The 26,044-nt window shown below is 67.4% G+C and carries 16 protein-coding genes; 8 read left to right on the plus strand and 8 right to left on the minus strand.

Features of this window, described 5'->3' with window-relative positions:
• Positions 1 to 108 precede the first annotated feature (108 nt).
• Together WME83_RS37005 and WME83_RS37010 are read left to right on the plus strand one after the other, a co-directional pair.
• A complete protein-coding gene (locus WME83_RS37005; RefSeq protein ID WP_437314413.1) occupies positions 109 to 999 on the plus strand; it encodes a helix-turn-helix transcriptional regulator in 891 nt (296 codons plus the stop codon).
• Between the two features lie 304 nt (positions 1,000 to 1,303).
• Entirely contained in the window at positions 1,304 to 1,852 is a 549-nt protein-coding gene (locus tag WME83_RS37010) for an RNA polymerase sigma factor (RefSeq protein ID WP_437314414.1), read from the plus strand.
• Between the two features lie 54 nt (positions 1,853 to 1,906).
• On the opposite strand, the gene WME83_RS37015 is transcribed toward WME83_RS37010, so the two are convergent.
• The 8 genes from WME83_RS37015 to WME83_RS37050 all read right to left on the minus strand — a co-directional run bounded on the left by WME83_RS37015 (position 1,907) and on the right by WME83_RS37050 (position 18,063).
• Positions 1,907 to 6,184, minus strand: coding sequence for an effector-associated domain EAD1-containing protein (locus tag WME83_RS37015; protein ID WP_437314415.1), 4,278 nt, complete (start codon positions 6,182 to 6,184; stop codon positions 1,907 to 1,909).
• A 90-nt stretch (positions 6,185 to 6,274) separates the two neighbouring features.
• A complete protein-coding gene (locus WME83_RS37020) occupies positions 6,275 to 9,574 on the minus strand; it encodes a helicase HerA domain-containing protein (protein WP_437314416.1) in 3,300 nt (1,099 codons plus the stop codon).
• Between the two features lie 4 nt (positions 9,575 to 9,578).
• Positions 9,579 to 10,388, minus strand: coding sequence for a hypothetical protein (locus tag WME83_RS37025; RefSeq protein WP_437314417.1), 810 nt, complete (start codon positions 10,386 to 10,388; stop codon positions 9,579 to 9,581).
• 238 nt (positions 10,389 to 10,626) lie between these two features.
• On the minus strand, positions 10,627 to 14,376 hold the full coding sequence (locus tag WME83_RS37030; RefSeq protein ID WP_437314418.1) for an AAA family ATPase: 3,750 nt from the start codon (positions 14,374 to 14,376) through the stop codon (positions 10,627 to 10,629).
• A complete protein-coding gene (locus WME83_RS37035) occupies positions 14,373 to 15,506 on the minus strand; it encodes a metallophosphoesterase family protein (RefSeq protein WP_437314419.1) in 1,134 nt (377 codons plus the stop codon). The genes WME83_RS37030 and WME83_RS37035 overlap by 4 nt, the downstream gene beginning before the upstream one ends.
• Before the next feature lie 168 nt (positions 15,507 to 15,674).
• Positions 15,675 to 16,463 carry a LuxR C-terminal-related transcriptional regulator gene (locus WME83_RS37040; protein WP_437314420.1) on the minus strand — a complete coding sequence of 263 codons (789 nt, stop codon included), beginning with the start codon at positions 16,461 to 16,463 and terminating at the stop codon, positions 15,675 to 15,677.
• Between the two features lie 35 nt (positions 16,464 to 16,498).
• The gene (locus WME83_RS37045; protein WP_437314421.1) at positions 16,499 to 17,287 is read right to left on the minus strand and encodes an N-acyl amino acid synthase FeeM domain-containing protein; all 789 of its coding nucleotides are present in this window, start codon (positions 17,285 to 17,287) and stop codon (positions 16,499 to 16,501) included.
• Between the two features lie 125 nt (positions 17,288 to 17,412).
• On the minus strand, positions 17,413 to 18,063 hold the full coding sequence (locus tag WME83_RS37050) for an iron-containing redox enzyme family protein (protein ID WP_437314422.1): 651 nt from the start codon (positions 18,061 to 18,063) through the stop codon (positions 17,413 to 17,415).
• Positions 18,064 to 18,370: 307 nt separating this feature from the next.
• On the opposite strand from WME83_RS37050, the gene WME83_RS37055 reads away from it, so the two are divergent.
• The 6 genes from WME83_RS37055 (at position 18,371) to WME83_RS37080 (ending at position 25,645) form a co-directional block, all read left to right on the plus strand.
• Positions 18,371 to 18,709 carry a response regulator transcription factor gene (locus WME83_RS37055; protein WP_437314423.1) on the plus strand — a complete coding sequence of 113 codons (339 nt, stop codon included), beginning with the start codon at positions 18,371 to 18,373 and terminating at the stop codon, positions 18,707 to 18,709.
• A gap of 84 nt (positions 18,710 to 18,793) precedes the next feature.
• A complete protein-coding gene (locus WME83_RS37060) occupies positions 18,794 to 20,293 on the plus strand; it encodes a sigma 54-interacting transcriptional regulator (protein WP_437314424.1) in 1,500 nt (499 codons plus the stop codon).
• A gap of 122 nt (positions 20,294 to 20,415) precedes the next feature.
• Positions 20,416 to 22,020 (plus strand): adenylosuccinate synthetase, encoded by a 1,605-nt coding sequence (locus WME83_RS37065; protein ID WP_437314425.1) that lies wholly within the window; start codon positions 20,416 to 20,418, stop codon positions 22,018 to 22,020.
• The gene (locus WME83_RS37070) at positions 22,020 to 22,697 is read left to right on the plus strand and encodes a DUF7002 family protein (RefSeq protein WP_437314426.1); all 678 of its coding nucleotides are present in this window, start codon (positions 22,020 to 22,022) and stop codon (positions 22,695 to 22,697) included. The genes WME83_RS37065 and WME83_RS37070 overlap by 1 nt, the downstream gene beginning before the upstream one ends.
• A 237-nt stretch (positions 22,698 to 22,934) precedes the next feature.
• Complete coding sequence (locus tag WME83_RS37075) at positions 22,935 to 24,512, plus strand: DUF6119 family protein (RefSeq protein ID WP_437314427.1); 1,578 nt, start codon at positions 22,935 to 22,937, stop codon at positions 24,510 to 24,512.
• 275 nt (positions 24,513 to 24,787) lie between these two features.
• The gene (locus WME83_RS37080; protein WP_437314428.1) at positions 24,788 to 25,645 is read left to right on the plus strand and encodes an ATP-dependent Clp protease adaptor ClpS; all 858 of its coding nucleotides are present in this window, start codon (positions 24,788 to 24,790) and stop codon (positions 25,643 to 25,645) included.
• Positions 25,646 to 26,044 lie beyond the last annotated feature (399 nt).

The following is a 26,044-nucleotide window of genomic DNA, read 5'->3' on the forward strand; positions in this document are numbered from 1 at the left end:
CTGTTCACTGACGGTTAACAGGCGGTAGCTCCGATGCTGTCGTCGACAGCAGAAGGCCGAGATCCGTCTCGCGTCGGGCAAGAGGCGCACGTCCAGGAGGAGGAACACGTGGAGGAAGTGCTGGGTGCGATGTGGCTCATCTCGCCGATCGTCCTCGCGATGATGGCCTGTGTTGCGATCGGGTTCGCGGTGACCGCCCGCGAAGCGCTGGGCCGGGAGCGCGGGCTCCGCGAGGCACGCGAGCAGGCGCACGAGGACGAGGAGCTGGCCCTCACCGAAGCCAAGGAGAAGGCAGAGCGGGAGCTGGAGCGATACCGGCGCCTGCTCGACTGCCATGTGGACGCCCTCATCGCGGCGACGACAGAAGTCCGCGCGCGCCACGTCCCATGGCCAGGCAGGGTCCTCGAATCGTTCTGCGCGACGATTCCCTCGTGGCAGCACAAGCTGGCCGAAAGCACCGGACTAGAAAGACGGAACCTCGAGCGGCTGCTGAACAGCGACCACCCGATGACGCCCGGCCTCGCACGGCAGCTGGAGGTCTTCACCGGCACGCCTGCGCGGTACTGGGAGCGCCTGTGGCGTCTGCACGATGACTACCGGGCGGACGCGGAGGACACGTTGGTAATCCAGTTCGGCGAGCCCGCCGCCAAGCGCGAGCGCTCGGCGTGTGCGGCGGCGTCGTCATCGTCAAGCACGACGTCGACGAGTCCGGCCGCCGTTCCCCCTCGGGCGCCTGATGTTCCCCCGCCCGTGCTGCCTTGCTCTGACCTGGCTGCCCAAAGCCCAAGGGCCAAGCTCCAGCCGCGGCTTCGGTCGCCGCTCCCCGCTCGCACGATGTCGGGCGCTGAGTTCGCGTGTCCCGCTGCCGCACTGACGAGCTTTCCGGTACAGCACGACGACGGTGGATCCAGCCTTGCACGAGGGGCCGATTGGGAGGACATCGAGCGCTCTGCGTTGAACACGACGCTGCCAGGTGTGGGAAGCCATGAGGTCACCTAGCGTGAGTCTCGCTCGAGATACCTAAAATCGGCGCCGCCATCGAAGCCACATTAGCAACGTGCCACACATTGAATACGTCAGGAGTGGGCGATGTTGACGTCCAATGTACATGCTCGATCGTGGATGGACGACCGACCGTCTGGCGATCAAGGTCGGCGGAGTTGCTGATGGCGACGAAAAGGATATGCGGCGAAAGGAACGTCGATGATATCGATTGCTCGGATTGCGCGTCGGCAGCCGATTGATCGACTCGGCGGAGTGGGCACCCTGTCATTGCAGGGCAGGAGATTGCCAGGGTAGAACCATGTGTTGCCTGCCGAATGAAGACGAGCGCGCCGCCGCGCGCGCGCAACTATTTTCTCCGATGCTGGTTCGTGCCGTACTGCGCTGGCTGGCGATGCTGGGGGTTCCACAATGCCACCGTGACGACGTTGCGGGCCAAGTATGGGTTCAGGCGTGGGAGAGCTGGCCTAGCTTCGATCCGAAGCGGGGCAGGCCGGAACGCTGGCTGAACGCGATCGTCGTACACGTCGCAGCACACTACCACGAGCGTGCGCAGCACCGCAGAGAGGAGCTCCTGGACTCTCTCAATGCCATCGAGGTGCTCGATCCAACGCCGGACGCTGCTGCAATGATGGATCTTGACGACGTCAGAATCGGCACGATTCATGCTGTGAATGAGCTCGATCCGCATCTGCGACTTGTTGTCGTGGCTCACGACCTGAATGGGATCCCGATGGTCCAGCTAGCCGAAGATGCAAACTTGTCTCTCTCTACGCTGTACCGAAGACGTGCGAAGGCCATCGAAGCGCTGCGCGATGTCTTCTGCCGCCGGGAGCGGTGGAGGTCATAGTAGCTGTGGCATCGGCCACCGCTCAGGAACCGAGCCTTATTCCGCAGAGCCACTCTACTGCTGGCCCCTAAGCACCAAGGTTGCGGCATCAACGCCTCGCATGACCCTCAAGATGGGTGTTTGCTCTTCCGGGATCTGCTGAAGCTTCAGTTCATTGCACGCAAGCCGAAATGCTCTCGCGACGGGCTCGTGGAACGCGAGCGCCTGGTAGAAGGAGACGGCGAACGCTATCGCCGCATCGTCGCCGATAGCCTGGCGCATGCCGATGGCGCACTCGACGTGCTGCACCAGCGCCTTGGCGAGCGGCTCGGTGTCGCAGGCATTGAGCACCACGAGCCGCAGGCGGTGCTTGAGAATCCCGATCAGGTCGGCTAGCGCCTTCTTCGAGACAGGGGCGGCGTTCCCTTCGTCGTCCTCGAGGAAGAGCTGCGCGCGCGTGGAACCGTGGCTGGAGATGTGGAGCACGTGGGGCTTCTCTTCGAGGAGCAACCGCTGTAGGTCACTGCGCCGGACCGCCCATCGCGTCACGAGTTCGAAGGCGTCCCGGTGCTTGCCGACCCCGAGCCGATCTTCGATCCGTCGCACCTCGCGGGTGAGGTGGAGCGGGGTCGTCGAGTTCGGATTGGAGGCGAGGATGAGAATCTTGATGCGATCGCTGGCCGGCGGCCTAACGGGCTCGGCGGTGGTGGCGGCCGGGACGGCAGGAACTCCGGTGCCGCGGGCGGACGTAAGAAGGGGGGCGCCGCTGACCGATGAGGTGAGAATGTTAGTTGTCACCGGGACATGTCGCGTCGCGAGCCCCGGGTTGAATTCGCGGTGCTGCGGACGCGCCTCCGTCGCGTCGCGCACGGCGGCGAGCCGCGAATCGAGCGGTCCGCGCGCTTCGGCCGACGGAGAGAGCCAGTCGAGGACATGGAGGCTGCCGGCACCGTCGCCCGCAAGGAACGTGCAGCCGTCGGGATCGACGGCGCAGCTCAGGAGGGGCGCGTGCGCTTCGAGCGTGGCGATGCAGCTGCCGTCGGAGAGATCCCAGACTCGGAGGGTGGCGTCCTCCGACGTGGAGACCGCCAAGCGCCCGTCCGGTGTGACCGCCACCCCGGTCACCGTGCTGGTGTGACCAGTGAGGGTGTACGTTCCCCGCCCTGTCGCGAGGTCCCACACCTTGAGCGTCTTGTCTTCCGACGCAGAGATGACTAGATGACCATCCGGCGTCACCGCCACTCCGGTCACTCCCAACGTATGGCCGGCAAGCGTGCGGACCTCACGACCGCTCGACAGCTCCCATACCTTGAGCGTGGCGTCCTCCGAAGCGGACACGGCCAGACAACCATCCGGCGTCACCGCCACCCCGGTCACTCCCAACGTATGGCCGGCAAGCGTGCGGATCTCACGGCCGCTCGACAGCTCCCATACCCTGAGCGTGTTGTCCGACGAAGCGGAGACGATCCAGCGCCCGTTCGGTATGACCGCCACCCCGGTCGCGCTCCACGTGTGACCGGCGAGAGTGCGAACCTCACGGCCGCTCGGCAGCTTCCACACCTTGAGCGTCTTGTCCTCCGACGCCGAAACCGCGAAGCGCCCGTCCGGTGTCACCGCGACCCGCATGACCAGCGAGGTATGTCCCTTCAGCGTGCGGACCAGAGCACGGCTTGACAGTTCCCACACTTTAAGTGTTCTGTCCCAAGATGCCGAGACGGCCAAGCGGCCGTCCGACGTCACCGCAACCCCGGGTACGGCGCCCGTGTGTCCTTCGTGCGCGCAAGCCGCGCGCCCGCTCGACAGTTCCCACACCTTGAGCGTGTTGTCATGAGACGCCGAGATAGCGAGGCGACCGTCCGGCGTCACCGCTACTTCCTTCACGGGCTCGGAGTGACCAGCAAGCGTATGGATCTCGCGGCCGCTCGACAGGTCCCAGACCTTGAGCGTGTGGTCTGATGCGGAGATAGCGAGGCGACCGTCCGGCGTCACCGCAACCCCGGCCACCCAGCCGTCGTGACCGGCGAGCGTGCGGAGCTCACGGCCGCTCGACAGATCCCATACTCTGAGCGTGCTGTCCGCCGATGCGGAGACGACGAGGCGACCGTCCGGCGTCACCGCAACCTCCATCACCGAATCGGTATGGCCGGCAAGCGTCCGAACCTCACGCCCGTTTGCGAGCTCCCACACCTTGATCGTGCTGTCCTCCGAAGCTGAGATGACCAGACGTCCCCCCGGCGTCACGACCACCCCGTTCACAGCAAGACCATGACCGGTGAGTGTGCGAACCTCGCGCCCGTCTGTGAGATCCCACACCTTGAGCGTGCTATCTGCCGACGCGGAGATGGCGAGGCGACCGTCCGGCGTCACCGCCACTCCGTACACAGAAGAAGCGTGGCCGACTAGCGTGTGGCGCTCACGTCCGCTCGCGAGCTCCCACACCTTGAGCGTGCCGTCCTCTGACGCCGAGACGGCGAGGCTCCCGTCTGGCGTTACCGCTACGCCATTTACCTCTGAAGCGTGACCAGCCAGCGTGCGGAGCTCGCAGCCGCTCGATATCTCCCACACTTTGAGCGTGCCGTCGTGAGAAGCGGAAATTGCCGAGCGCCCGTCCGGCATCACCGCAACCCCCCACACCGAGGAGGTGTGGCCGGCCAGCGTCCGCACCAGCGCGTCGGACTCCCGACTGGTGCGCAGCCGCTCGCGCAGCCACGTCCACCTCCGGGCCTTCAGCGTTGCCTCGGCTTGCTCCTGCATTTCTTCGATCCCTAGCTCGAAGCTGACGTTGCGAACCTGCTGCAAGAAGAACCCGGGCTCCCGCACCGGATCCCACCGGCGTAAGCAGTGTGCCTCCCGATCGAGCGGGCGTAGCAGCCGCCGGAATCTCTCCCGCCCTTCCGCTCCCACCAGTTCTTCCCCGAGCCTCAGATCTGCGAGCACGGCATCCAGCCCCCGCGCCCGGACCTCAGCGTCGAGCCGCCCCGCCTCACCAAGCGCCTCGCCGAGCTGCCTCGCGCACGCCGCGGCGAACGCTTCGCGTTGCTCGATCCGCGCCGCGGCGAACTCCCGCACGAGCGGGTGCAGCCGGATCGCCTTCTGCGTCAGCTCTTCCACAAGCGACCACTCCGAGAGCTCGTTCAGCGCCTGCTCGAGCGGTGCCGGATAGCCATTTTTCGCCTCGTCCGAAAGTCCGGTGAGGTGCGCGAGCGTCGCGCGCGACACGTGCGCCGCGTTGCGAAGCAACGCCGCCACCTTCAGCGCGTGCCGTGCCTCAGGTGTCGCGAGCGCATCCCACTGAGCTCGCAGCGTCGCCTCCACCACGGCGGCGTGCTGTGTCGCCAGTCGGAGTGGATCCACCTTGGCGGCGTCGGTCGTGGTCAGCCCACCTTCCCGGCGCAGCCGCTGGAGGTAATCGGAGAGTGCGAGGCCCGGTGACTTGCCGAGGTACGCGGCCGCCAGGACGATCGCCAGCGGAAGGTGGCCCAACGCGCCGCAAATCGCTCTCGCCGCCTGAATCTCATCGGCGCGGCCGCCTTCAAGGAGCGACCGTCGCGCCTTGCTTGAGAGGAGCAGGCGGAGGGCGGCGTCCTCGCTGAGCACGCCGACGGAGACGCTCTCAAAGGGGGCATCAGAATCGCGCCGACGGGTGGTGAAGAGCAGGTCGCAAGGCAGCTCCCAGGGGATGATGCCGGCCGTGGGCTCACGTAGCGAGAGCGGATCTGCGACGTTATCGAGGATCACAAGCGCGCCCGGATGCTCCTGGAGGTGCCGCTCGAACGCGCGCAAGCGCTGCACGGGACGCTCCGCCTCCGAGGTGGTGTCCTCGCGAAGCCCCAGCCTCTCGGCCAGTGCTCCGAGCTCGGCCACAAGGGGTGCTGCCGCGTTCACCCAGTAAACGCCGCCTGGATAGTCACTCCGGCGGCGGTGGGCATACTCGACGGCGAGCTGGGTCTTGCCAACACCGCCCATCCCGACGAGCGCCGCGCGCCGGACGCCGATGGTGCCGTTTCTCAGGAGCCGGTTGAGACGCTCGAGATCGGCGTCGCGACCGACAAATTCCGGATCCATGGCAAAGGGCACCAGGAACGGTGCCCTCTGCTCCGCGAAATCGCGGAGTATGGGGTTGTCGCGGTTCCGCCGGCGAGCCTCCTCGAGCAGCCGTTCAAGCTTGCCTCGGGCCTTCGCCCACTTGAGAACCTCAAAAACCGCCGCCTGCAAGTTGTTATCGGACGCGATCGTATCGAGGTCCTCATTGAGGCCGAACAAGATCAACCGTTCGAACTCGACGCGGGACGGGAAGGCGTCGAGTAGCGCCTCCTGGAACCTCTCCAACCGCGCACCGTCCCACTTCCCCATCGTCCCCATGCAGCACCTTCGCTCGATCGTTCCGCCGAGGCTCGCCGCGACGTCGCTGGCGGAGCCCACCTTCCCTCAGCGCGGCCGCCCTCACCCGAGACGAGCGCGCGAGGCCGCGGCGCGCCTGAGGACTTCCGCCTCATCGGGAGGCGACGGGGGATGGTGCGACAGGCAGAGCGGCACCGCGATTCTGGTCGGCGCTGGCATCCCCTTGCCGGCCAGGTAGAAGCGTCCGGAGGGTAGCCGTGCCACATCGACCTTGGTGGCACCGCGCACGCGGAGCTGCTCCTCCACGGTGTCGATCGCCGCCGGCGAGCTCGCCTTCCCGTAGAACTGGGTGCTCGCGTTGGCGATCACGTTATGGTCGATGCTCTTCGGCGCCTGGGTGGCGAACACCACGCCGAGCCCGTACTTGCGACCTTGCGCGACCAGACGGATCAGGCTCTCCTTGCAGGGGGTCGAGCCCTGAGAGGGCACGAAGTCCTTCGCCTCGTCGATGACCAGCAGACCGCGAAGCGGCCGGTTGCTCGGACAAGGGTTCTTCTTCACCCACGTGAAGAGAGTCATGGCGAGCTGGTTGACGAACTGGAGCGGCGCGTCGAGACCCGGCAGGCCCACCATGCTGAGAACGGAGACACGGGCGCGTGCAGAACCCAAGCCGAAGAGGATGCCGGGATCGAGCGGCTCGCCCTCCTGATGGAGGAGAGGATTCGTCTGCACCGCAGCGCGCAGAGAATCGCAGAGGGCGGTCGCGACCTTCCTGGCGGTGGAGATCTTGAGGCTGGCCTCCTCGGGCAAATCTCCGAGCAGGTCGAGGAAGGAGGTGAGGTCGCCGCCACCTTGTTGCGCAAAGACGCGGAGCGCGGAATCGAGGATAGCGCGCGCCTTATCGTCGGTCCTCCTGCCAGCCATCGCCGCCAGCGTGGACGCCGTCATCGCGACCGTCTGCGTGAACTCGTCGGGCTCGTGCGCTACGGCGGCGAAGTCGGGGAGCAATCCCAGGTGCAAGGGGTTGCCGTTCGATCGCCCAGGCGTCCACACGATCACGTCCGTCTGTGCGTGGTAGCGGGCAGCCTTCTCAGCGTCCTCGTCCGTGAACGACGTGGGGCGCACGGGCCAGGGGTCGCCGAGTCGGGCGAGATCGTTGGCACCGTCGACGACGATGGACGGGATGCCGAGCAGCGCGGCCTCCTCGATGAGCCGCCGGAGCAGCACCGTCTTGCCCGAGCCGGCGCCGGCGAGCACGACCACATGCTGTCTAAGATCCTCGGCGAAGAGCGTCTGGGGTGCGGCCAACCGTTCGCCGATGAGCTGATGGCCGACAGCGATCACGGGCCTTGCCGCCGGCGTCGGCGTGAGCACGGGCGATGCGGGCGGCAGGTGTGGAGCGCGCGCGGTCGCCTGACGCACCGCCGGGGTCGGCGTGGGTACGGGCGCGGGCGACGCGGGGATCTGGTGGGGAGCCTGCACGGGCGACGCCGTCGGGGGCTGCGCCTGCGGCGGAGACGCAACGGGCGCCGTGGTCTGCGGCGAGCGCCCGAGCCAATCGACCACGGGCTTCATCAGGGCGAGCTGCGAGGCGGGACGGCGTGCACGCAGCCACTGGTCGAAGGTTTCGCGCTTGTCCCCCTGTGCCTCGCGCAACCTGGCGAGCGCGGCCAGGGCGCGGAGGTCGTCCTCGCTCGCCGGGATCAGCTCGGCTCCTGCTGATCGCGCCTTGGTCATGAGCGCGGTCGTCTTGGCGCCGCCCGGCACCGGCGCGTTGCGCACGAGGAGCAGCTTGCGGAACTCGAGCTGGCGATCGATCCCCGACGCGGTCACGGCCGCGGTGAGCCGCGCCTGGAAGGCGATGGCGTTGTCCTTCCACAAGGCGCGCAGGCAGAGGTGCCGCTCGCGGTCTTGGTGGGCGGTGAAGATCTGGCGCACGCGCGCGTGGAGGGCCGGATAGCCGCGTCCCCCGCCGCTCTCAGAGTCGATCGAGATGTGCACGGTGGGATCGTGCGCCTGCTCGGTGACCACGAGCTCGCAGCCAGTGAGCAGGAGCTTTCCCAGCTCGTCCTCACCGTCCGTGGCGGGCGTGTCCTTGGGGACCTTGACCGACGTGCGGAGGCGCTCGAGTTGCGTGTCGAGCGCTTCGAACTCGGGGCGATGAGGTACGGCCGTCGGGTTCCGCGGTGGCTCCGTGCCCGAGAACGTGGCGAGCTCGCTGACCCATCCGTCGTCGATGCACTTGCGGCGATGCTGCTCGCAGCGGAGGAGGAGTTCGCGGGGCGACTTCCCGGTCGCGGTGACGAACGCAGAAGGCGCAAAGGGCCACCGGGGATACGGCGGCGTGAAGCCGATGCGCGCGTAGCTCGGGTCCACGCGCGCGCTCACGATCTGCTCGGCCGTGACTGCGTCGCGCAAGTTATGGAGCGGGCGCTGATCTTCGTAGCGATGCGTCGACGACTTGAGCGCGGTGTCCTTGAGCTTGCCCCACGTCTCCTGCAGGCACGAGACCACCGCCAGCGCGCGGCGCGTCACGTCGCGCAGCTCCATCAGCCCACGGGCCACGCTGTCGATGATGCTGCGCGAGACGAGCTGTCGAGCGGTATAATCTTCAGGCAGGTCGCTCGCCGTGGCGAGCAGATGGTGCTCGGTCACGATCGCGTCGAGCTGATCGAGGGCCACGACCATCGGGCACCGCAGGCTGATCAGCCACGAGAGGCCCTCGACGACGGCGCTCGGCCTCTTCTCGCGGATGTTGAAGCCGAACACCTCCATGGCGCTCTCGTCGACGCCGTAGCCCTGAAGCCAGGCGTATCCCAGGTTCGACAGCTCCATGTCGTTGGAGTTGAGCAGCACCAGTGCGCGGAGCGTGTCGGCGTGCTTCAGCGTCTGGGCCCTGTGCGTGCGCCCGAGGCGCTGCACCAGTTCATCCATCTCCCGGGCGAGCCTGGGCGGGCGGAGCGACGCGAGTTCGTGGGTCAGGGCCGCGCCGTCGTCACCCCGCGCCTGCGCGGCGATGTGCTGGACGACGAGCTGCGCCTGGGTGCGATCCGTCGCGCCGGCGGGTCTCTGAAGCGAGTCGATGAAGCCGAGGAGCGCCGTCTCCCAGAAATCGCGGACGTCGCTCATGTCGACCAGGATGAAGCTCGCCGGCACGCCCAGGACCTCGCGCCTGATCGCGGACAGCAGGTGCGTCTTGCCGATGCCCGCCGGGCCGACAAACACCCAGCCGAGCGGCGAGCCCGTCTCCGTGCTCGCGGCCATCGACCGGACCTTGGCAAGCACCGCCTGCCGCTCCTTCTGGTGGAGCGAGGGCACGTCGTAGCGCGGGTCGTGCCAGACGCTGTCCATGCTCTGCGTCCACTGAAAATCGACCGCTTCGAACGCACTCAACGCATCCATCGGGTCACCCCTCGATACAAAGCAGATCACGTCGTTCGCCGGACACCCGGAGCGCGGCGGCATCGTCCTCCGGGCGGATCCGCTGCGGGTCGTCGATCGGGTAGAGCACCGCGCCGCCCTTCTCCTGCATCCCGCGGAGGACCGCATCGACGGCCTCGACCGGCTCGTCTCGGAGCTGCGCGCGGAGGAGGGCGAGCCTGACGTACTGGTTGAGGGCCCCTCCCGTCACGTGCAGGTACGCGGCCCGGATCCGTTCCTCGAGAGCGGCCGGAGCGGCTTCGCCGGGAGCGGCCGGAGCGGCTTCGCCCGGTGCCGGTCCGGCCTGGAGCGCGACCGCTGTCGAGGCTACCCCGTCTTGTTCCTTGTCAGCCGGCCGCGGTCGCAGCAGGTGGGCGAGCGCGAGGTTGTGGTACTCTAGGTAGTTGCGAACCTTAGCGAGGAGCGCCTCGAGCACGGGCACCGCGGCTTTGGTCTGCGAGAGGCGCACCGCGAGCCCCTGGCGGTTCGCCCAGTCCCACGCCGCGTCGGTGAGGTGGAGCTTCGCTCCATGAGCTGGGTCATTCTTCCGCTTGCCACTCTCGACCGTGATGAGGCGGGCGCTCTCCAGGCCCTTCACATCGGCTCGATCGAGCTTGACGGAGCGCTGTGAGGCGGTCTTCCCGTCGCCCTTGATGACGAGCTCCCACAAGGCGAGCGCCTGCTTCCGCGTCAGCCCGCCGTTCCCTTCCTGCGCGTCGCCCTTCTTCGGTTTTCTGGACGCGCGAGTCGTTCGTTTCGTCGTCGCGAGGCGCTTCGCCTTGTCCTTCGTCGTCATGGCCCCTCGTGGTTCGCGGTCTGCGGAGGCTCGAGCGCTCCGGTTGATCATGGCCGGAAGACACCATCGCTCAGATGGCAGACGAGCTCAATCCCCTCCGCAGCATCTCTCAATTGGCACGGCGACGACCAGAACAATGAGGACCTCGTCGCGAGGTACGCGCGGCAGCGGGGCCCGACGCCGTGGAGGCGGGGGAGGCGCGCCGATCTCGAAGGGAGCCACGCGTTCCCGGCGGGAGTCAGGGTGCGCGATGCCCGGCCAGCGGCTCGGGCGCGGGCGATGGCACCTCGCGCAGCCGGTCGAGATCCGCCGAGTACTCCGCCTGAAACCGAGAGAACCGATCGGGATGGCACGTGAGCAGGATGATCTGCAGCTCGCTGGCAGCGTCCCGGAGGATCTGCACCATCGACAGGAACCGCGCGTCGTCGGTCCATCCCATCGTATCGTCCAGGATGAGCGGGAGCGGCCGCTTGTCCCTGGCCATCACGCGGGCGAGGCTCAGCCGGACGATCACCGAGAGCTGCTCGCGCGTGCCGCCGGAGAGCTGACCGAAGTCCTCCTCCGCGCCGCGGCGCACGACTTTATCGAGCTTGAGATCCCTTGTCATCCGGATCTCGGTTCCCGGGCGCAGCTTGGAGAGGTACGGCGACGCTTCCTTCAGCACGGGCGCGAGGAAGAGGCGCTGCGACTCGGCATAGGCGTCCTCCACGACCGTGGACAGGAGCCGGGCGGCACGGGCCTCGCGCTCGACCCGCGCGAGCGCTTCGGCGGCTTCGAGCTGCTCGACCTGCGCCTCCCCAAGCTCCTCGAAGTGCCCTTCCACGGCGGCCTGATCGAGCAGCGTCTTCCGTCGCAGCACCTTGTCGTGCAGGTCGGCGATGCGCCTCCGGTGCGAATCGATGGCTCCCTTGGCGCGCTGCACCTCACCCCGGAGCATCTGCGGGGCCGCCGCCTCGAGCTCTGCGGCAGCGTTCCGAGCGCTCGCCAGCGCCTGTTCAAGCTCCCATTGCGCCGTCGTGTTTCGCTGCCAGAGGTTCGTGTCCGGCACGTTCTCACGCAGTACGGCGAGCTTGTCGATCACGACGTGGACCCGCGCTGCCTTCTCGTGACGAACGGCCGCGGCCTCGCCAAGAGAGCCCTCCAGCACGCGAAGCTCTCGCTCGGATCGATCCGAGAGCTCCGCCGCGTGCTCCGCGCTGGCCTCCCGCGTGCGCACCTCCTCACGCCGCTCGTCCACTGCTGTCTGCAGCACGGCAACGCCGGCCGACGCCTCGTCGCCGGCGGTCGTGGAGTGCGCCTCCTCGGCGTTTCCGAACGCCGCAGCGCGCGAGCGCAGCGCGTCCAGCCCGTCCGGCGCCAAGCTCCTGAGCTGCTTGCGGAGTTCAGCGAGCCGGACGACCAGCGCCAGTCGAGCGCGGAACCGCGCCTTCGCAGCGTCGAGGTCGGGCACGTCCGCCCGCTCCAACGACTCGCGGAAGCGCCGCTCGATCCCGTCGACATCGAGCCCGCTACCAAGCTCCCCGGGGATGATCTCCCAGGCGAGGTTCTGCACCATCTCGGGTCGCACGGCTCGCGTCACCGCCCACTCGCACCGGGGGCCCGCGGCGACCGGGCCGGCGACGGCGCGGACGCGAGCCTGTAGCCTCTCGATCGCCAGCTCTGCATCGCCCAGCTCGCGTTCTAGCGTCATCAGCCGCGCGAGCCCGTCTCCGGTGACGCGGTTCTGCGAGAGCTCGACCTCGATCTGCGCGCGGCGCGCGAACGCGCTCCTCGCGCTGGCGAGGGCAGCCTCGGCGACGAGGCTCTGGGCGCGAACCGCCCCCACCTCGGCACGGAGCGTCTCGAGGCCCCGCGGGGCCGCCTCCACGAGGCGCTCCTCCGCCCGCTTCCGCGCCGCGTCGAGCCGGACCCAGGCGCGGGCAGCCTCCGTCGCGTCCTCTACGCTGGCGACCTCGAGAGCCTGGAGCGTCGCCGCGAGGTCGCGCTCGGCTCGGTCAAGCCTCGCCCGGGACTCGGCGAGATCCTCGCCGCGCGGCTCGAGTCTGATCTCGGCAACCTCATCGAGGACCACGGTCGTACCCCGTGTCAGGATGAGCGCCCTGCGCTGGCCCGCGGTCAGCGGCTGCAGCGCCTCCCCATCCCCGGTGCGAATTCGCAGCCCGGTGAGCGCGAGCATCTCTACTCGCGTGCCGATCGCGTCGCAGGCGGCGCGCAGGGCGACCACGTCCTGTTCTCGCCGCCGGAGCCCGTCGAGCGCCGCCTCGTCGAGGCGGTTGGCCGCTAGACCGCGCAGGCTCACCTCGCGCTCGCGGTCCGCACGCGCGGCCTCGTCGAGCGCGGCCTCGAGCCGCGCGCGCTCGGCTTGGTGCCCTCTCACCTCGTGTTCGAGCGCGTCCAGCCCCTTCGGGGCCAGCCTCCTCATCTCTGTGCCGATCGCCTCCGCCTCGCGCTCGGCCTCCATCCGCATCGCGTGACGCGCGCGCGCCGCCGGCACGTCCGCGACGCCGAGCGCAAGGAGCGCCTCTTCGAGCTGCAATCTCCGTCTCTCTGCGTCCGCGAGCGCCTGCGCCAGACCGGGGCGAGCCGGTTCGACGTCCAGCACACCGATCCCCGGTACGTCGATCCTCGCCGGACCGCCAACCGAGCGGACGAGCGCCTCCCCCTCGGCCGGGTACACGACGATGCGGGTTCCTTCTGCATCGAGGCGAGCGCGTAGCGCAGCCGCGCTCGCGGCGAGGCATTCGAGCTGCTCGAACGCGCGCTCGTCGATCGTCTCCTTCTCCAGACGGCGAGTTGCCTCGGCAATGTCGCCGTCCACCGCTTCGGCCGCTCGCAGGTCCCTGGCTGCGCGCGCGGCCTCGTCGCGCCGGCGCGCCCGATCGAGGTCATCCGCCGCGGTATGCAGTGCTGCCCGCGCGTCGAGGGCCGCCGTCCGCGCCTGGGCAGCCATCTCGCGGGCCGCAGCCGCCGCCTTCTTCGCGTGCTCGAATGTCTGCGACAGCTCGCCGGTGGCCTCGTCGATCTTCTTGATCTCCGCGCCGAGCTGCTCCGCCTCGCGCGCCAGCGATGCGCGGACGTCGACGTCCTGCTGAACCGCCGTGACGACGGCCCTGGCGGTCGCGACGCGTGAGTCGGCTTCGCGCAAGAGGCCCTCGAGCTGGTTCAACCGGTGCTCCGCGGCGACCGCGTCGGCGTGCTCTCGCTCGAGCCCAGGGAGCTTGTGCTCGGCCTCGCGCAACTGCTCGCAGAGCGCCTGGTGCTCCGCCGCCAGGTTCTCGACCGCGGCCCTCGCCTCCTCGATCTTCTTCACGCGGGCGCTCGCCTCTTTCAGCTTCTCCTCGGCTGACCGGTACTCGCCGGTCGTGGTGCCGATCTTGGCCGTGAAGTAGCGCGCAGCATGCTCGATCACCCGGATGCGCACGCGCTCGCCATGCTTGCCGCCGAGGACCTGGCCGACCTGCCTGCCGATCGCGTCCGAGAGCGCCCCGCGCACGTTCGCATCAAGGGCATCGCCGGGATCGGTGTAAGCCGTCTCGTCCTGTGCGACCCACAGGAGCCCCCACAGCCCCATGTCGTTCCGCGTGGCTCCCGTCCTGCCCGGACGCCGCCCCTCGAGCTTTGCCACCAGGAGATCCTCCGCGTCCGCGCCGTGCACGACCGTGTCCTCGCGGTGCAGGCGCACCTCAGCAAAGCGATTCTCGAGGAATCGTTTGTGCACGCTGACGCGCTCGCCACCGATGTCCAGCTCGACCCAGATCTCGGGAGCGTTGCGCGTGCCGTGCGTCTGGAGGGCCCTGATCTTCTGGTTCCTGGCATCGTGCCGCTCGAAGAGCGCCGCCCGCAGGGCCTCGACGAGGGTGGACTTACCCGCCTCGTTCCGGCCGCTGATCACGTTGACTCCGTCAGCGAAAGGGCCCACATCGATGCGCCCGGTGAGTGCGCCGACGTCCTGCACCGAGAGGCGGACGAGCTTGATTCCGTGGCTCATGACACCGCCTCGTGAAAGTAATGGAGCAGGCGAAGCGCCCGGGAGCGCTCCAGCTCCGATGTCCCTTCGATCTCGCCGCGGAGCCGCGCGACGGCCTGCCCGAGCCAGCCTTCGGTGGGGAGGGTCGCCAGATCGGCTTCGCCGAGGAAGGTCTGTAGCTGTTCGTCGCGTACCCGCAGGAAGCGGAAGCGGTCGCGCGCGTTGTCGAGGATTTCGGCGTCGAGACGAGCTCGCACGGACGCGTCAATCCTCCCCGTCAGCGTGAGCTCGAGCAGCGTGGTGTCCTTGCGGGCAAACCCGTCGAGGAGGCGCTGGAGGACGGCGAGCTCGGCGTCTCCGTCGAGGCGGAGCTCGGCCTTCTTCCATTCGAGGCCGGCCACGGTGTACGGCGTGACGCGCGGCACCGCGCCCGGGGCGTCGATCTCCACCGCGAGGACGTTGCCCGGGTTCTTCTCCTTGAATTTTGTCGCCTCCGGAGTGCCGGAGTACCACGTGCGGTCGTCGATGCGGAGGAGCCCGTGCCAGTCGCCGAGCGCGAGGTAGTCGAGGCGCGCGCGGGCGGCGCGGTCCGCGGGGATGGCGTTGTTGAGCGGCTCGTCATCGCCGACCAGGCGCTCGAGGATCTCCTTGATGCCGCCGTGGGCGACGCCGATGCGCACGTGACCTCGCGGGCCGAGCTCGGGCGTGAGGTGCTCGGTGACGTCGCCGAGGGTTTGCCGTTCCAGGAGGGGGCAACCGAGGAGCGCGACGCCCTCGCGGACGATCACCGGCTCTCGCGAGCTGAAGACGTGGACGTGGCGCGGGCACTCCCGCTGCCAGAGGTCGCCGCGGTAGATGGAGTCGGAGCTGAGCGGGTCGTGGTTGCCGGGGAGGAGGTAGATCGGCACGGAGATCTGGGTCATCGCTTCGAAGGAGCGGCGAAGGGTCTCCGGGCGCAGGCCATGATCCTCGAAGACGTCTCCAGCGACGACGATGAACTCGGCCTTGGTCTCTCGTGCGACCGAACCGATGCGGTGAAGGGTGCGGAGCCGTTCGTTGCGCACGACGGCGCCGGCGTCCCCGGGGATGAAGCTGGCGCGCAGGCCGAGCTGCCAATCGGCGGTGTGGAGGAAGCGGGTGGGGGGGAGCATCGAACCCGAGCAGGTGGTGGTGGAGGCTGCTTGGCGGTCCGAGGAGCCGGTGCCTCGCGCCTCGCTCAGTGCCCCCCTGTTTGGCCGAAATCACGGGGTGAGCGCCATCCGCAAAGTTGCGTACCCGTGCGTCGGCAGGCGGGGCGCGACGGCGCCCTGCCGTTCGTGTCACGCGCCGCGCATCGCCCAGTACCGGAGCATCTTGCGGCTTTCCATGCCGAGCTTTTGGAAGATGTGTTGCACGTGTTTCTTCACCGTGTTCGGCATGCAGCCCAGCTCCTCCGCGATCTCGTCATTGCTCCACCCGCGGAGCATGCACGAGACCACCTTGCGCTCGATCTTCGTGAGGCGTGCTTCCCACGCGGTAGGCACGGGCGGGGCAGGAGGGAGCGTTTCGAGCCGCTTGGCGCGACGCGCTTCCTTCGTGAACGACCAGCAGTTGCGGACGGCGTTGGCGATGGCTGGTGTGAGCAGCTGCAGCATCCTCTGCTCACGCTCGGTAAACGGGCGCCGCCGCTCCCGGTACAGCGAGAGCCCGCTCCGCAGGCCACCTCCGGCGTGCAGCATGACAGCCATCACCTGCTCGATCGGGGAGCCCAGCTCACGCGCGCGGTGGTACATCATATTCCGCTGGAACTCCCGCCGGTCTATCATCTCGGAGTCGCACACGACGACCTGCATCTTCGCCTGCACCGAGCTGTGCACAAAGTCGTGCGGCGCCATTTGCTCGTAAGATCCGAGGAATGCCGGTGGCAGGTTCTCGACGATCCACTCGAACTGATCGGGACGCTCCGACCAGGTCACGGCGAGCGCGCCGTAGTCGGCACCGACGAGCGGCAGGAGCAGGGGGTATGCGTTTTTCAACACCGCGTGTAGATCGAGCGACGCGCTGAGCGCGCTGCTCAGGTCCCACATCGTCCGCTGCTCGCGGCTACCGACCCCCATCCCCTTCCGCATGGCTCCAGCCTACCATGAGGCCGGGCGCCTGCAGCTCACGGATCGCTGAGGGAGCGCAGAAACGCCCTGGTGCGCACGACGTCGGCGAGCTCGACGACGAGCGGCAGCGAGCACACGGTGTAGCCCCGTTCGCGGATGGGCGCCCCCATGTAACGCGCTGCAAGGTGGGCGAAGGTCTCCAGCGTGCGCGGCAACCGCATCCCCTGGAGGTCGCCTGCGCGCGCCCGGGCGCGCTCCACCGGGGTGTAGAACGGCCGCGTCGAGGGTCCGTCCACGCTAGCATTGGGCCTCGGGGCGACGCGCCAGCGACGGCTTACGAGACCGCGGTGCTCCGCGATCCGGTACGCCACCTCCGCGTCTTCGAGAGCATCGGTCTCCGCGTTACCCGCGCCGACCCAGTGCGTCAGACCGACGCGCACGCTCTCGTAGTACATGGCGAGGTACAGCTCGCACAGCACGGCCGTGCCCCGATACTGCGGGACGACGCACATCCGCGACACCTCCGCCAGCGAGATGCCCGCGGCCGCGAACGGGCCCATGTCGTAACGCGAGGCGAGATCGATCCCGAGCGGCTGCCCGATAGCTCGCGCCACGTCCAGGTTGGGCCCGATGAGGCGTGCGGTCGCGACTGGAGCATCATCGACGTAAGCGATGAAGTGAAGCGTCGTCTCAAGATCATCGTAGATATCCATCTCCCGATCGATGGGCGTGGCGTGACGGCTCAAGAGCCCTTTCTCTCTCACGAACACCTGCTTTCGTACGCGCTGGGCGTCCGCAATCCCCATAGGGGTATCGGCGATACCGGCGCGAATTCGTTTCTTCATGGCTCCTCCGCAAAAGGTCTGGTAGAGCGGGCAGACGGAGGCATCGGCGGCGCACGCCGCTCTCCTGGCGGCGTGCGCGCCGCTGCCCCCGCTGCGGCCGCTTGTGGTCGTCGAACGCTGCCGGTTCAGCGAGGTGACGAGAAGAAACCGGGGAAGTACAGCCGCGTGCGGCGCGCCGAGCGAAGGATCGCTTCGGTGTCCTCCGGAACGGTGAAGCCGCGCAGGAGGCTGGCGAGCCGGGCGATATGACCGCGGTCCTCCTCGCCGTGTGCCCGCAGGAAGGTTACAGCCCCCTCAATTCCGGGGATCCGGCTCCTCAGGAGAAGGTTCCGCACGGTGCTCGACGCCCGGCGCGCCGAGAGCGCCTCGAGCACGTACGCGGTGCCAAGGAAGGCCGCGCCGGAGCCCATCTCCGCCTCGAAACGGTGACCGAAGATGTATGCCTGGACGGCAACGTTGGGCCCCGAGCCAACCGCCCCGAGCCCGAGGGCCATGCGATCGTCGCGCGCCCATGCGTCATGGCCGGCCTCCTCCTCGGACTTCTCGATCAGCAGGCGCGCGAGGAGCGGGAGCCGGTGCATCGCGAGCAAGCGCTCGCCGGAGGCGCGGAGCAGTTCGTGGGCCACTCCGACGTAGTGCTGCGTCTGCTCGAGATACTCCGCGTAGTGATCGGCGGCGATGGTCCCGGCGAAGAGCGTCCGCGCAACGGGGTGCGTATCGAGGCTGTCGATCAGCTTGTCTACCTCGCGATCGAGCCGGAAAACGAGATCTCTCATGGCTTAATGTCTCCCTCGCGGCGAAGCGGGAGGCTCCGGAGCGGGCCCGTCGTGCTCGCCGCCGCGGGGACGGTCAGAGCAGCCGGCGGACCAGCTACAAAACCATGAAAAATCGAGCTGTTGCGCTTGCGCTCGGCCGAGGCCCCGAGCCCAATTTGCTGCAAACTGCGGCAGCACGTAGCGGGTCCACCCGCCCGGGGCACGTACTCCCAAAAGTAGTATTTCGCTCCTGGGTCGCATGGCGCACAGTAGCGCCGTGAGAGCGGCACCGGCGGGTCGAGCGTCCGGTGTCGGGGAGCGACCAGCCATGCGATCGATGAAGTCCCAGCGGACCCTCCTCACCGAGCGTCACGGCGACCTCGGTGACCTCCGGGCGCGCAGCGTCGAGCTATGCGCCTCCCAGCACGCGCCCGCGGAACGACGGACGAGCCCGGTGCTCACCCCTCGCCAGCGCGACGTGGCCGCGTTGCTCGTCGGAACAGGCCTGTCGTACAAGCAGATCGCCGCCCGGCTCGAGCTGAGCGAGGGGACCGTCCGGACGCATACGGAGCGAATTTATCGGGCTCTCGGCGTTCACTCGCGCCCTGAGCTTACCGTCGCCCTCCTGGCGCCGGGCCGGGGCTATCCGCCGGCACCGCTAGCCTGACCGAAACCGTCGTACAGTCGGCTCGGCAGGGCAGTTCAGCTCCTCTCCGATACGGTAGGCTCGCTCTCGATCCGCAGGAGGAACATGGCGCACACGATCAGCCTCGACCTCGAGCCAGAGGTCGAGCAGCGAATCAAGCAGTTGGCCAATGTGGACGAAGATGTGCTCATCACCGGCCCTAGCGGCTCGGGCAAAAGCGCAGTGGCCCGGCGGATTCACGAGCTCAGCGCCCGCCGGCGCGGGCAGTTCATCGCCCAGAACTGCGGCGCGATCCCCGGGGAGCTGGCAGAGAGCACCCTCTTCGGCCACGAGCGCGGGGCGTTCACGACCGCGCACACGGCCGCAGCCGGCATCGTCGACGCGGCGAACCAGGGGACGCTCTTCCTCGACGAGATCGGGGAGCTCCCGCTCGCCGTCCAGGCCAAGCTGCTCACCCTGCTCCAGGATCGCGTGTATCGCCCACTGGGCAGCGTCAAGGATCGGTCCGCGAACTTCCGGCTCATCGCCGCGACGAACCGGGATCTGCTCGAGCGGTGCAACCAGGGGCTCTTTCGCGATGATCTCTATCACCGGATCAATGTCCTCCCGCTCACGCTGCGCCCCTTGCGCGACGCTCCTGAGCGGGTGCAGCGGATCGCGGCCGAGGAGGTGAAGCGCTTGAACATGCCCGAGGCGCTCGGGGCCCAGGTGCTGCCCGCGGTGAAGCGCCTCACCCTCCACCCGGCTGCGTGGCCGGGCAACATCCGCGAGCTCCTCACCTTCGTGCGGCGCTGCGTCCTCGGCGTGGAGGCGGAGGAGCACCGGATCCGCGGGGAGTGGGCGCGCTGGCGGAGGTCCGATAGCGCGGAGCGCCTCACCGCGCTCGCGCCGAGCGTCAGCCCGTCGCTGGCCGACCGAGAGCGCTACGCGGGGATGATTCACGAGCTCGCAGGGCGCGGGGCTCGCCCGAAGGCAGCGGTCTCCCGGAAAGGCTCCCTTGAGCTCGCGTCCCGCCTCCTCGACGTCTTCCCCGAGCCGCTCCCCATGGACGATGTCCAGGCCGTGCTTGGGGCCCGTGACCGGCGCACGCTCACCGCCAACGTGGATCTGCTCGTGAAGCACGGGCTGGTCCAGGTCTCCGCTGGCGGTGTCGTGGCGTCGTGGCCGCCGGCGACGTCGGCGATCATCGGGCTCCGTCAGGGCGAGTGGATCCCCGCCGGGCCTGGGGAGATCCTCTCCCTTGCCCGTGGCGATCGGATCCGCATCGAGATCACCTCGAAGCTCGCCGGGACGCTCGGCGTCATGCTCGTCACCCACGGGCCGGGAGGCTCGTCGGTGGCGGAGGTGATCGTCGAAGGGAAGAAGCTGCCCGCGTCGAAGACGACGGCAATTGAGATCGAGCTCGACGGCGCAGGGGGACTCGAGCAGATCCTGCTGCACGTCGGGCCACCCGGGCACCGCGGCGGGCGCCTGGTCGAACCTACGCTCACCGCGGGCATCATGCCCGATTCCGCGGCGCTGGAGCGAGGCCGCCGGATGGCGCTCGAACGGTGGCACGAAGGATGGCTAGCTGAGCATCTCGTATTCCACACGCAGGGCAAGTGAGCCGCAAGTGGAGACTTGGCATCCAGCGCCCTGGCGGCGATCACCAGCAGCTCTTGTTCTTACCTTCCCCAGCAGCGGCATCAGATGAGACTCGCATACAACCTGTCTTTCGGAGGCGCGCGATGGTAAATCGAGTGATCCTTCTCTCGGGCCCTGTAGCGTCCGGCAAAACGACGCTCAGCGACGCACTGGTAAACCGCTATCAGTTCAAGCGGCTAAAAACTCGCGATCTCATCCAAACGATGGCGAGAACAGCGGCGGAACGAGGGGCTCTGCAAGAGGCGGGAGAGCGGCTGGACCGGGAGACTGGCGGGCATTGGGTTGCCGAGGCGCTGACCAGGGCGGTTTCGCAGTTTGAGGAGAACGTCACGGTAATCGTGGACGCGGTGCGCACTGATGCTCAAGTCGACGCGATCCGAAGAGCGTTCGGCCTCCGTACCACTCACGTGCACCTCACGGCTTCCGACGGAATTCTCGCACAGCGCTACAAGGAACGGGATTGTGCCGTGAAAGAGTTCGCGTCATACGACGATGTACGCGCCAATGCGACAGAGATCGGGGTTGATAATCTCAAAGAGATCGCGGATATTGTGATCAATACTGCGCGGAGCTCTTCTGACGACGTCTTCGTTCGCGTCGCGAGCCACCTTGGACTCTACGGCCGAGGCGTCGAGCAGGTCGTCGACGTTCTCGTGGGCGGCCAGTACGGGAGCGAGGGCAAGGGACACATTGCGTCGTACCTCGCGCCTGAGTACGATCTTCTCGTCCGGGTAGGCGGGCCGAATGCGGGGCACACCGTGTACGAGGAGCCAGAGCCCTATACTTTTCACCTCCTCCCTTCGGGCACCCGGCGCTGCGAGGCGAAGCTCGTGCTCGGTCCTGGCGCTACGCTCGACCTGGACACGCTGCACAAGGAGATCGCGGACTGCAAGGTATCACAGGGCCGGCTCTTCATCGATCCGCAGGCCATGATCATCGAGGCAGCAGACATCGCGTTCGAGGCGGAGAAGTTAGCAGGTTCGATTGGCTCGACGGGACGAGGTGTAGGAGCGGCGACATCGCGCAAGATTCTGCGGACGGCGGCTGCCCCCCCGGTTCGACGCGCTCTCGATGTGCCGGAGCTTGCACCTTATGTTCGGCCGACGCGAGAGATCCTGGACGACGCGTTCTCTTCGGCCAGTCGAATTTTGCTCGAAGGAACCCAGGGAACGGGCCTGAGCCTACATCACGGCCAGTATCCATTCGTCACCTCGCGTGATACAACGGTGAGCGGATGCCTCGCCGAGGCCGGCATTGCCCCGAGCCGGGTACGCAGGACGATCATGGTGTGCCGAACCTATCCCATCCGGGTACAGAACCCGAACGGCGGGACATCCGGGACGCTGACAGGCGAGCTCGAATGGGACGAGATCGCGAGACGCTCTGGGATCAACGCCGAGGAACTGCGCAAGGCAGAGAAGACCTCGACGACGAAGCGTAACCGACGCGTGGGCGAGTTCGACTGGGCTCTTTTGCGACGCGCGGCGAGCCTTAACGGGCCGACCGACGTCGCGCTCACCTTCGTCGATTACATCAACATCAAAAACAAGGACGCCCGCCGCTTCGAGCAACTCACACCGGAGACCATCCGCTTCATCGACGAAGTCGAGCACGTGACATCAGCCCCCGTCTCGCTGATCACGACCAGATTCCACTTGCGCAGTATCATCGACCGGAGGAGGTGGTGATGGGAATAACCTGCGAGGTCCTTGCGATACATTACCCTCGCCTCTATCACATGGCTGAGGCAGGAAGCTGGCCTGGGATCATGCGCCACGGGCTGCTGAGCACAAGTGCGCTCCTGGACCTCTTCGAGGTTCGTGGACCGGACCGAGACGCCATCGAGTCCACACACCGGCCCGAGTCGCTCACGATCACACACCCGTTACACGGGACGGCGGTCATACGAGACCAGAAGCCCATGAGCGACAAAGCGCTCCGGCGCGCCCTTGGGGGTAGCCTCTCACCCGCCGAGTGGTACCGGCTTCTGAATGGAATGGTTTTTTTCTGGCTGACCGAGGAGAGGCTTAGGCGCCTGCTCGAAGCCGTAGAATATCGTGACAAACGACAGACAGTTCTCACGATCGATACGGCGCGGCTCCTCGAGCGTCACGGGCATCGCGTGCGGCTCTCGCCGATGAACAGCGGAAATACGAGGCCCTATCCCCACCCTCGCGGACGCGACACCTTTCTGCCGCTCTCGGAGTACCCCTTCGAATCAAGAAGGAAGCGCGGCCGCGAGCCTGCCGTCGAGCTCACCGTGGAATACTCGGTCCCGGACATTCGCGACGTCGTCTTGCACGTCGAGGAGACTGGCGGCGGACGCCCCCCGTCGGTGTTGTCGATGGCTGCGGTTAAGAAGTAGCTCGCGGGCAAGCCGCTGGGAACGTCCGTCGTGCCGGAGCTGCACGAGTGGGATGCGATGCACCCCTCTTTGTCCCGGGATGCGATCGTCACCGTCCCCGGATCGCTAAACACCTTCATCAACACCCACGTGAAGCACAAACATGAAAATAATCTACTTTGGCACACGCTGCCCACCACCACCAATGCAGCGGACGAAGCACGTGGCTCCCGAGGCCGGACGGCAAGGATCAGCGCCATGAAAACGAAGGTCCGCCCATTGAACATCAGACTTCTCAAGCCGAGCGTCGCCACCGCCAAAGACGCATTTCGGAACCCGACGTCGCTGACCAAACACCCCCTCAAGAAGAACATCGGCTTCAAAGGATCCCTATTCGTCCCCGCCGTTCCTTCACACAAGCCGCCCGCCTGGGTCGACCTGCTCAACGAAGGCGTCGTGTCACCCCTCTCCCTCGTCAACGCATTCTCGTCGGCGGTGCTGATCGTGGAGACCAGCGGCAGGTTCTTCGCGATAAGCTTCGGATATGGGAGCAACCTGCTGCGCCAGGAGCTCATCGAGCGAGATTTCGGTCTAAAGGTGGCCCTCAACGCAGTCGCCCCCGACGCGCTTCGCAGTGTCGACATGCACACCATGGAAGACTTGACGTTGCACACGAGACGTCAAGCGAGCACGGGCTCCCGTTTGTCGACCTTCGGACTGGACGTCACGCGGGATCTCATGCGATCCGTCACCGGTCTGCCGAGAGACCCGACGATCGGCAGGCAGGTCACAGGCGGCGACGCCATCGCTCTCAACGCCGAGATCGAGTTCACCGGCCTCGGCGCCAAGTGCGACCGGCTGCTTCATGAGTATGGCAAGAAGGACTACCTCAAAGAGTTCGCATTCGTCGACCACGTTCGGAAGATTCGCGACTCCAACCTAGGAGACGAGCTCGACCAGCTATTGATCCAGGATTTACGCGCTGGCACCTCGAAGAGCGCTTACCTCGCCGCTCCGAAGCCCATCGAATGGGATCGGTTCGCCGCCTTCAATTACTCCACCGAGGGCCACGCGGACGATCACCCCGACTTGGAGCTCGCGCACTACCTCGACACGATAGACATAGGCGCGCTCTCCATCAACAAACTGCGGAAAGATCGCATAGGAATAAAGTATGCCGACGCCGATGTCACCCGAGAGAAATGGTCCGTGTATGACGCGCTGGTGTACGAGACGACACACAAGGGGAATCTTTACGCGCTATCGGCCGGAGAGTGGTACGTCATCGAGCAAAGCTACGCGCGCCAGATAGAGAGCGATATCAAGCAAATTCCCGCTTCCGGGCTGAAGCTTCCCCCAGCGAATCCGAACGAGGTGGAGAATGACTACAACAAGCGCGTCTCCGCCACGATGAAGGACATCGCGCTCCTCGATCGGGGGAACAAGAGAGTGACTGGCGCCAACGCTCCGATTGAATGCTGCGACCTTCTCACGCTCAGTGGACAGCTCGTGCACGTGAAGAGGAAGACCCGGTCCTCGACGCTCAGTCACCTGTTCTCGCAAGGCGTCGCCTCGGCCGAGGCGCTCTTCTGGGACGATAGGTACCGCAAGGAGATCGTCTCGCTGCTGATAGGCCACCCCGCCCATGCCGCCCTGCTCGCAGCTCCCACGTTCAACGCCGCGTCGTTCGAGGTCGTATACGCCGTGATCACCAAGCGCACGGCCACCTGGCCCGCATCTCTCCCGTTCCTGAGCCAGCTCAACCTCGCAAACGCAGCAAGGATCTTGCGGCGGATGAGCTACAAGGTTTCGTTACTAAGAATTGACGTACCGTGACCCTAGAGCGGTTTTCAGTCGATTCTGCTACAGCCCGAGCTCGGCCGCACGAGATCGTGTCACAGGACCTGCCCAAGGTCTGCCCCATAGGCCCGTACAGCCTCGACCTGCGCCAGCGAATCGTCGATGCCTGCGCCAACGGCGAAAGGAGCATCCGGGAACTATAGCGCGCGGCCGAGTTGGCCGACCTCGGGCCGTGTGACGGATCGCGGACCCCGTTCCTCACGACGCGAACTGGAGGCAACCCTGCTCTCGGCGTAGGATGCGCAGCACGCATGCGCACCCTCCTCGTGGGGCTCTTGGTCCTCGCCCTGGCGACCGGGCTCGCCATCCTCCACCACCGGCGGAAGCGGCGCTCACGCGCGCTTCCGCGCGGCGCTCGCCTGGATACCACGGTGGTCATGCACACGGCCGGCGCCGACGCCATGCGGCGCGGGCAGCGGGTCGTGCTGCCGGAGCACGTCGTGCTCGCTGCCCTCTGCGATCGCCGGGTGGCAGCGCTGGTCGAGTCTGCCGGCGCGATCGCCGCGTTCCTGCGGCACGAGCTGGATCAACACCTCCCGGCGCCGAGCGAGACGCCCGCAGACAGCGCCGCGATCGCGCTCTCGCCAGCGGCGGCTGCGATCGTGGAGCGCGCCAGAGCGAGGGCGGCGGGGTGGCGGGCCCCGTCGCCGATCGATCTGGTGGTCGCGGCACAGTCGGCGGGGGAGGGCTGCTTCGCCGCCGCGTTGCTCACGAGGGCGTGTCGCGACCTCGACCAAGCGAGCCGCGAGCCGCCCCGCTTCCCGAAGCGCAGCGGCCCCGCAGGAGAGAGGGTCGAGGTCCTGCTCTGGAACGACGATTCGACCAAGATGGAAGCCGTGCAGCGCTTGCTCGTCGACTGCTTCGGAAAGGACGAGGTGGAGGCGACGCACTTTATGCTGACCGTGCACTTCGCGGGCTCCGCCGCCGCGGGCGCGTATCCGCCGGACGCCGCAGCCGCGCTCGTGGCGCGCGCCACGGAGGTTGCGCGCGAGCGCGGCATGCCGATCCGCATCACGCTCGGGCCGGCGGCAGAGGAGATGGGCTTCACATGGGCGACCGAGCCCGCCGTGGCGGAGGAGGCGCGCGGCGGCGAGCCGCGCGCGCCGTAGAGGATGGCCGGCACCGTCGCCGGCTGAGCCGCCGACATGAGCCCGTGCGCGAAGGCCTCAGCGTCGGCGCGCGCAACGAGCTCACACGACGAATGTTGCGTGGCACGAGTCGACACGGCCGCTCCGCGCTCACCCAGACGGACATTGACATTCCCGAGTTCGCTGGCGTCCATCTCGACACCACGGCGGTGCGGTCTGCTAGGGTGCCATGTAGCGCGACGCTGTCACCAGGAACCCTACGGCTCGCGCCCGTACAGGTATCACGCGGCTAGGATCAGCGTCCGGTCATCCTCGTACATCGCCAGCTCGGGCGTGCGCGCCTTGTCGCCAGCACAGTCGGTCCCGCAGGTGTCCACGCCCCCGCAAGCCGCGGCACCGTCGCGACGAGGACGCTGAGGG

The organism is Sorangium sp. So ce385 (assembly GCF_051474135.1).
Classification (GTDB): domain Bacteria; phylum Myxococcota_A; class Polyangia; order Polyangiales; family Polyangiaceae; genus Sorangium; species Sorangium cellulosum_D.

Bases quoted from the DNA above. Each gene is read 5' to 3' on its own strand.
- WME83_RS37010 (WP_437314414.1), top strand. From the start codon at position 1,304: ATGTGTTGCCTGCCGAATGAAGACGAGCGCGCCGCCGCGCGCGCGCAA.
- WME83_RS37015 (WP_437314415.1), bottom strand. From the start codon at position 6,184: ATGGGGAAGTGGGACGGTGCGCGGTTGGAGAGGTTCCAGGAGGCGCTA.
- WME83_RS37020 (WP_437314416.1), bottom strand. From the start codon at position 9,574: ATGGATGCGTTGAGTGCGTTCGAAGCGGTCGATTTTCAGTGGACGCAG.
- WME83_RS37025 (WP_437314417.1), bottom strand. From the start codon at position 10,388: ATGACGACGAAGGACAAGGCGAAGCGCCTCGCGACGACGAAACGAACG.
- WME83_RS37030 (WP_437314418.1), bottom strand. From the start codon at position 14,376: ATGAGCCACGGAATCAAGCTCGTCCGCCTCTCGGTGCAGGACGTCGGC.
- WME83_RS37035 (WP_437314419.1), bottom strand. From the start codon at position 15,506: ATGCTCCCCCCCACCCGCTTCCTCCACACCGCCGATTGGCAGCTCGGC.
- WME83_RS37040 (WP_437314420.1), bottom strand. From the start codon at position 16,463: ATGCGGAAGGGGATGGGGGTCGGTAGCCGCGAGCAGCGGACGATGTGG.
- WME83_RS37045 (WP_437314421.1), bottom strand. From the start codon at position 17,287: ATGAAGAAACGAATTCGCGCCGGTATCGCCGATACCCCTATGGGGATT.
- WME83_RS37050 (WP_437314422.1), bottom strand. From the start codon at position 18,063: ATGAGAGATCTCGTTTTCCGGCTCGATCGCGAGGTAGACAAGCTGATC.
- WME83_RS37055 (WP_437314423.1), top strand. From the start codon at position 18,371: ATGCGATCGATGAAGTCCCAGCGGACCCTCCTCACCGAGCGTCACGGC.
- WME83_RS37060 (WP_437314424.1), top strand. From the start codon at position 18,794: ATGGCGCACACGATCAGCCTCGACCTCGAGCCAGAGGTCGAGCAGCGA.
- WME83_RS37065 (WP_437314425.1), top strand. From the start codon at position 20,416: ATGGTAAATCGAGTGATCCTTCTCTCGGGCCCTGTAGCGTCCGGCAAA.
- WME83_RS37070 (WP_437314426.1), top strand. From the start codon at position 22,020: ATGGGAATAACCTGCGAGGTCCTTGCGATACATTACCCTCGCCTCTAT.
- WME83_RS37075 (WP_437314427.1), top strand. From the start codon at position 22,935: ATGAAAACGAAGGTCCGCCCATTGAACATCAGACTTCTCAAGCCGAGC.
- WME83_RS37080 (WP_437314428.1), top strand. From the start codon at position 24,788: ATGCGCACCCTCCTCGTGGGGCTCTTGGTCCTCGCCCTGGCGACCGGG.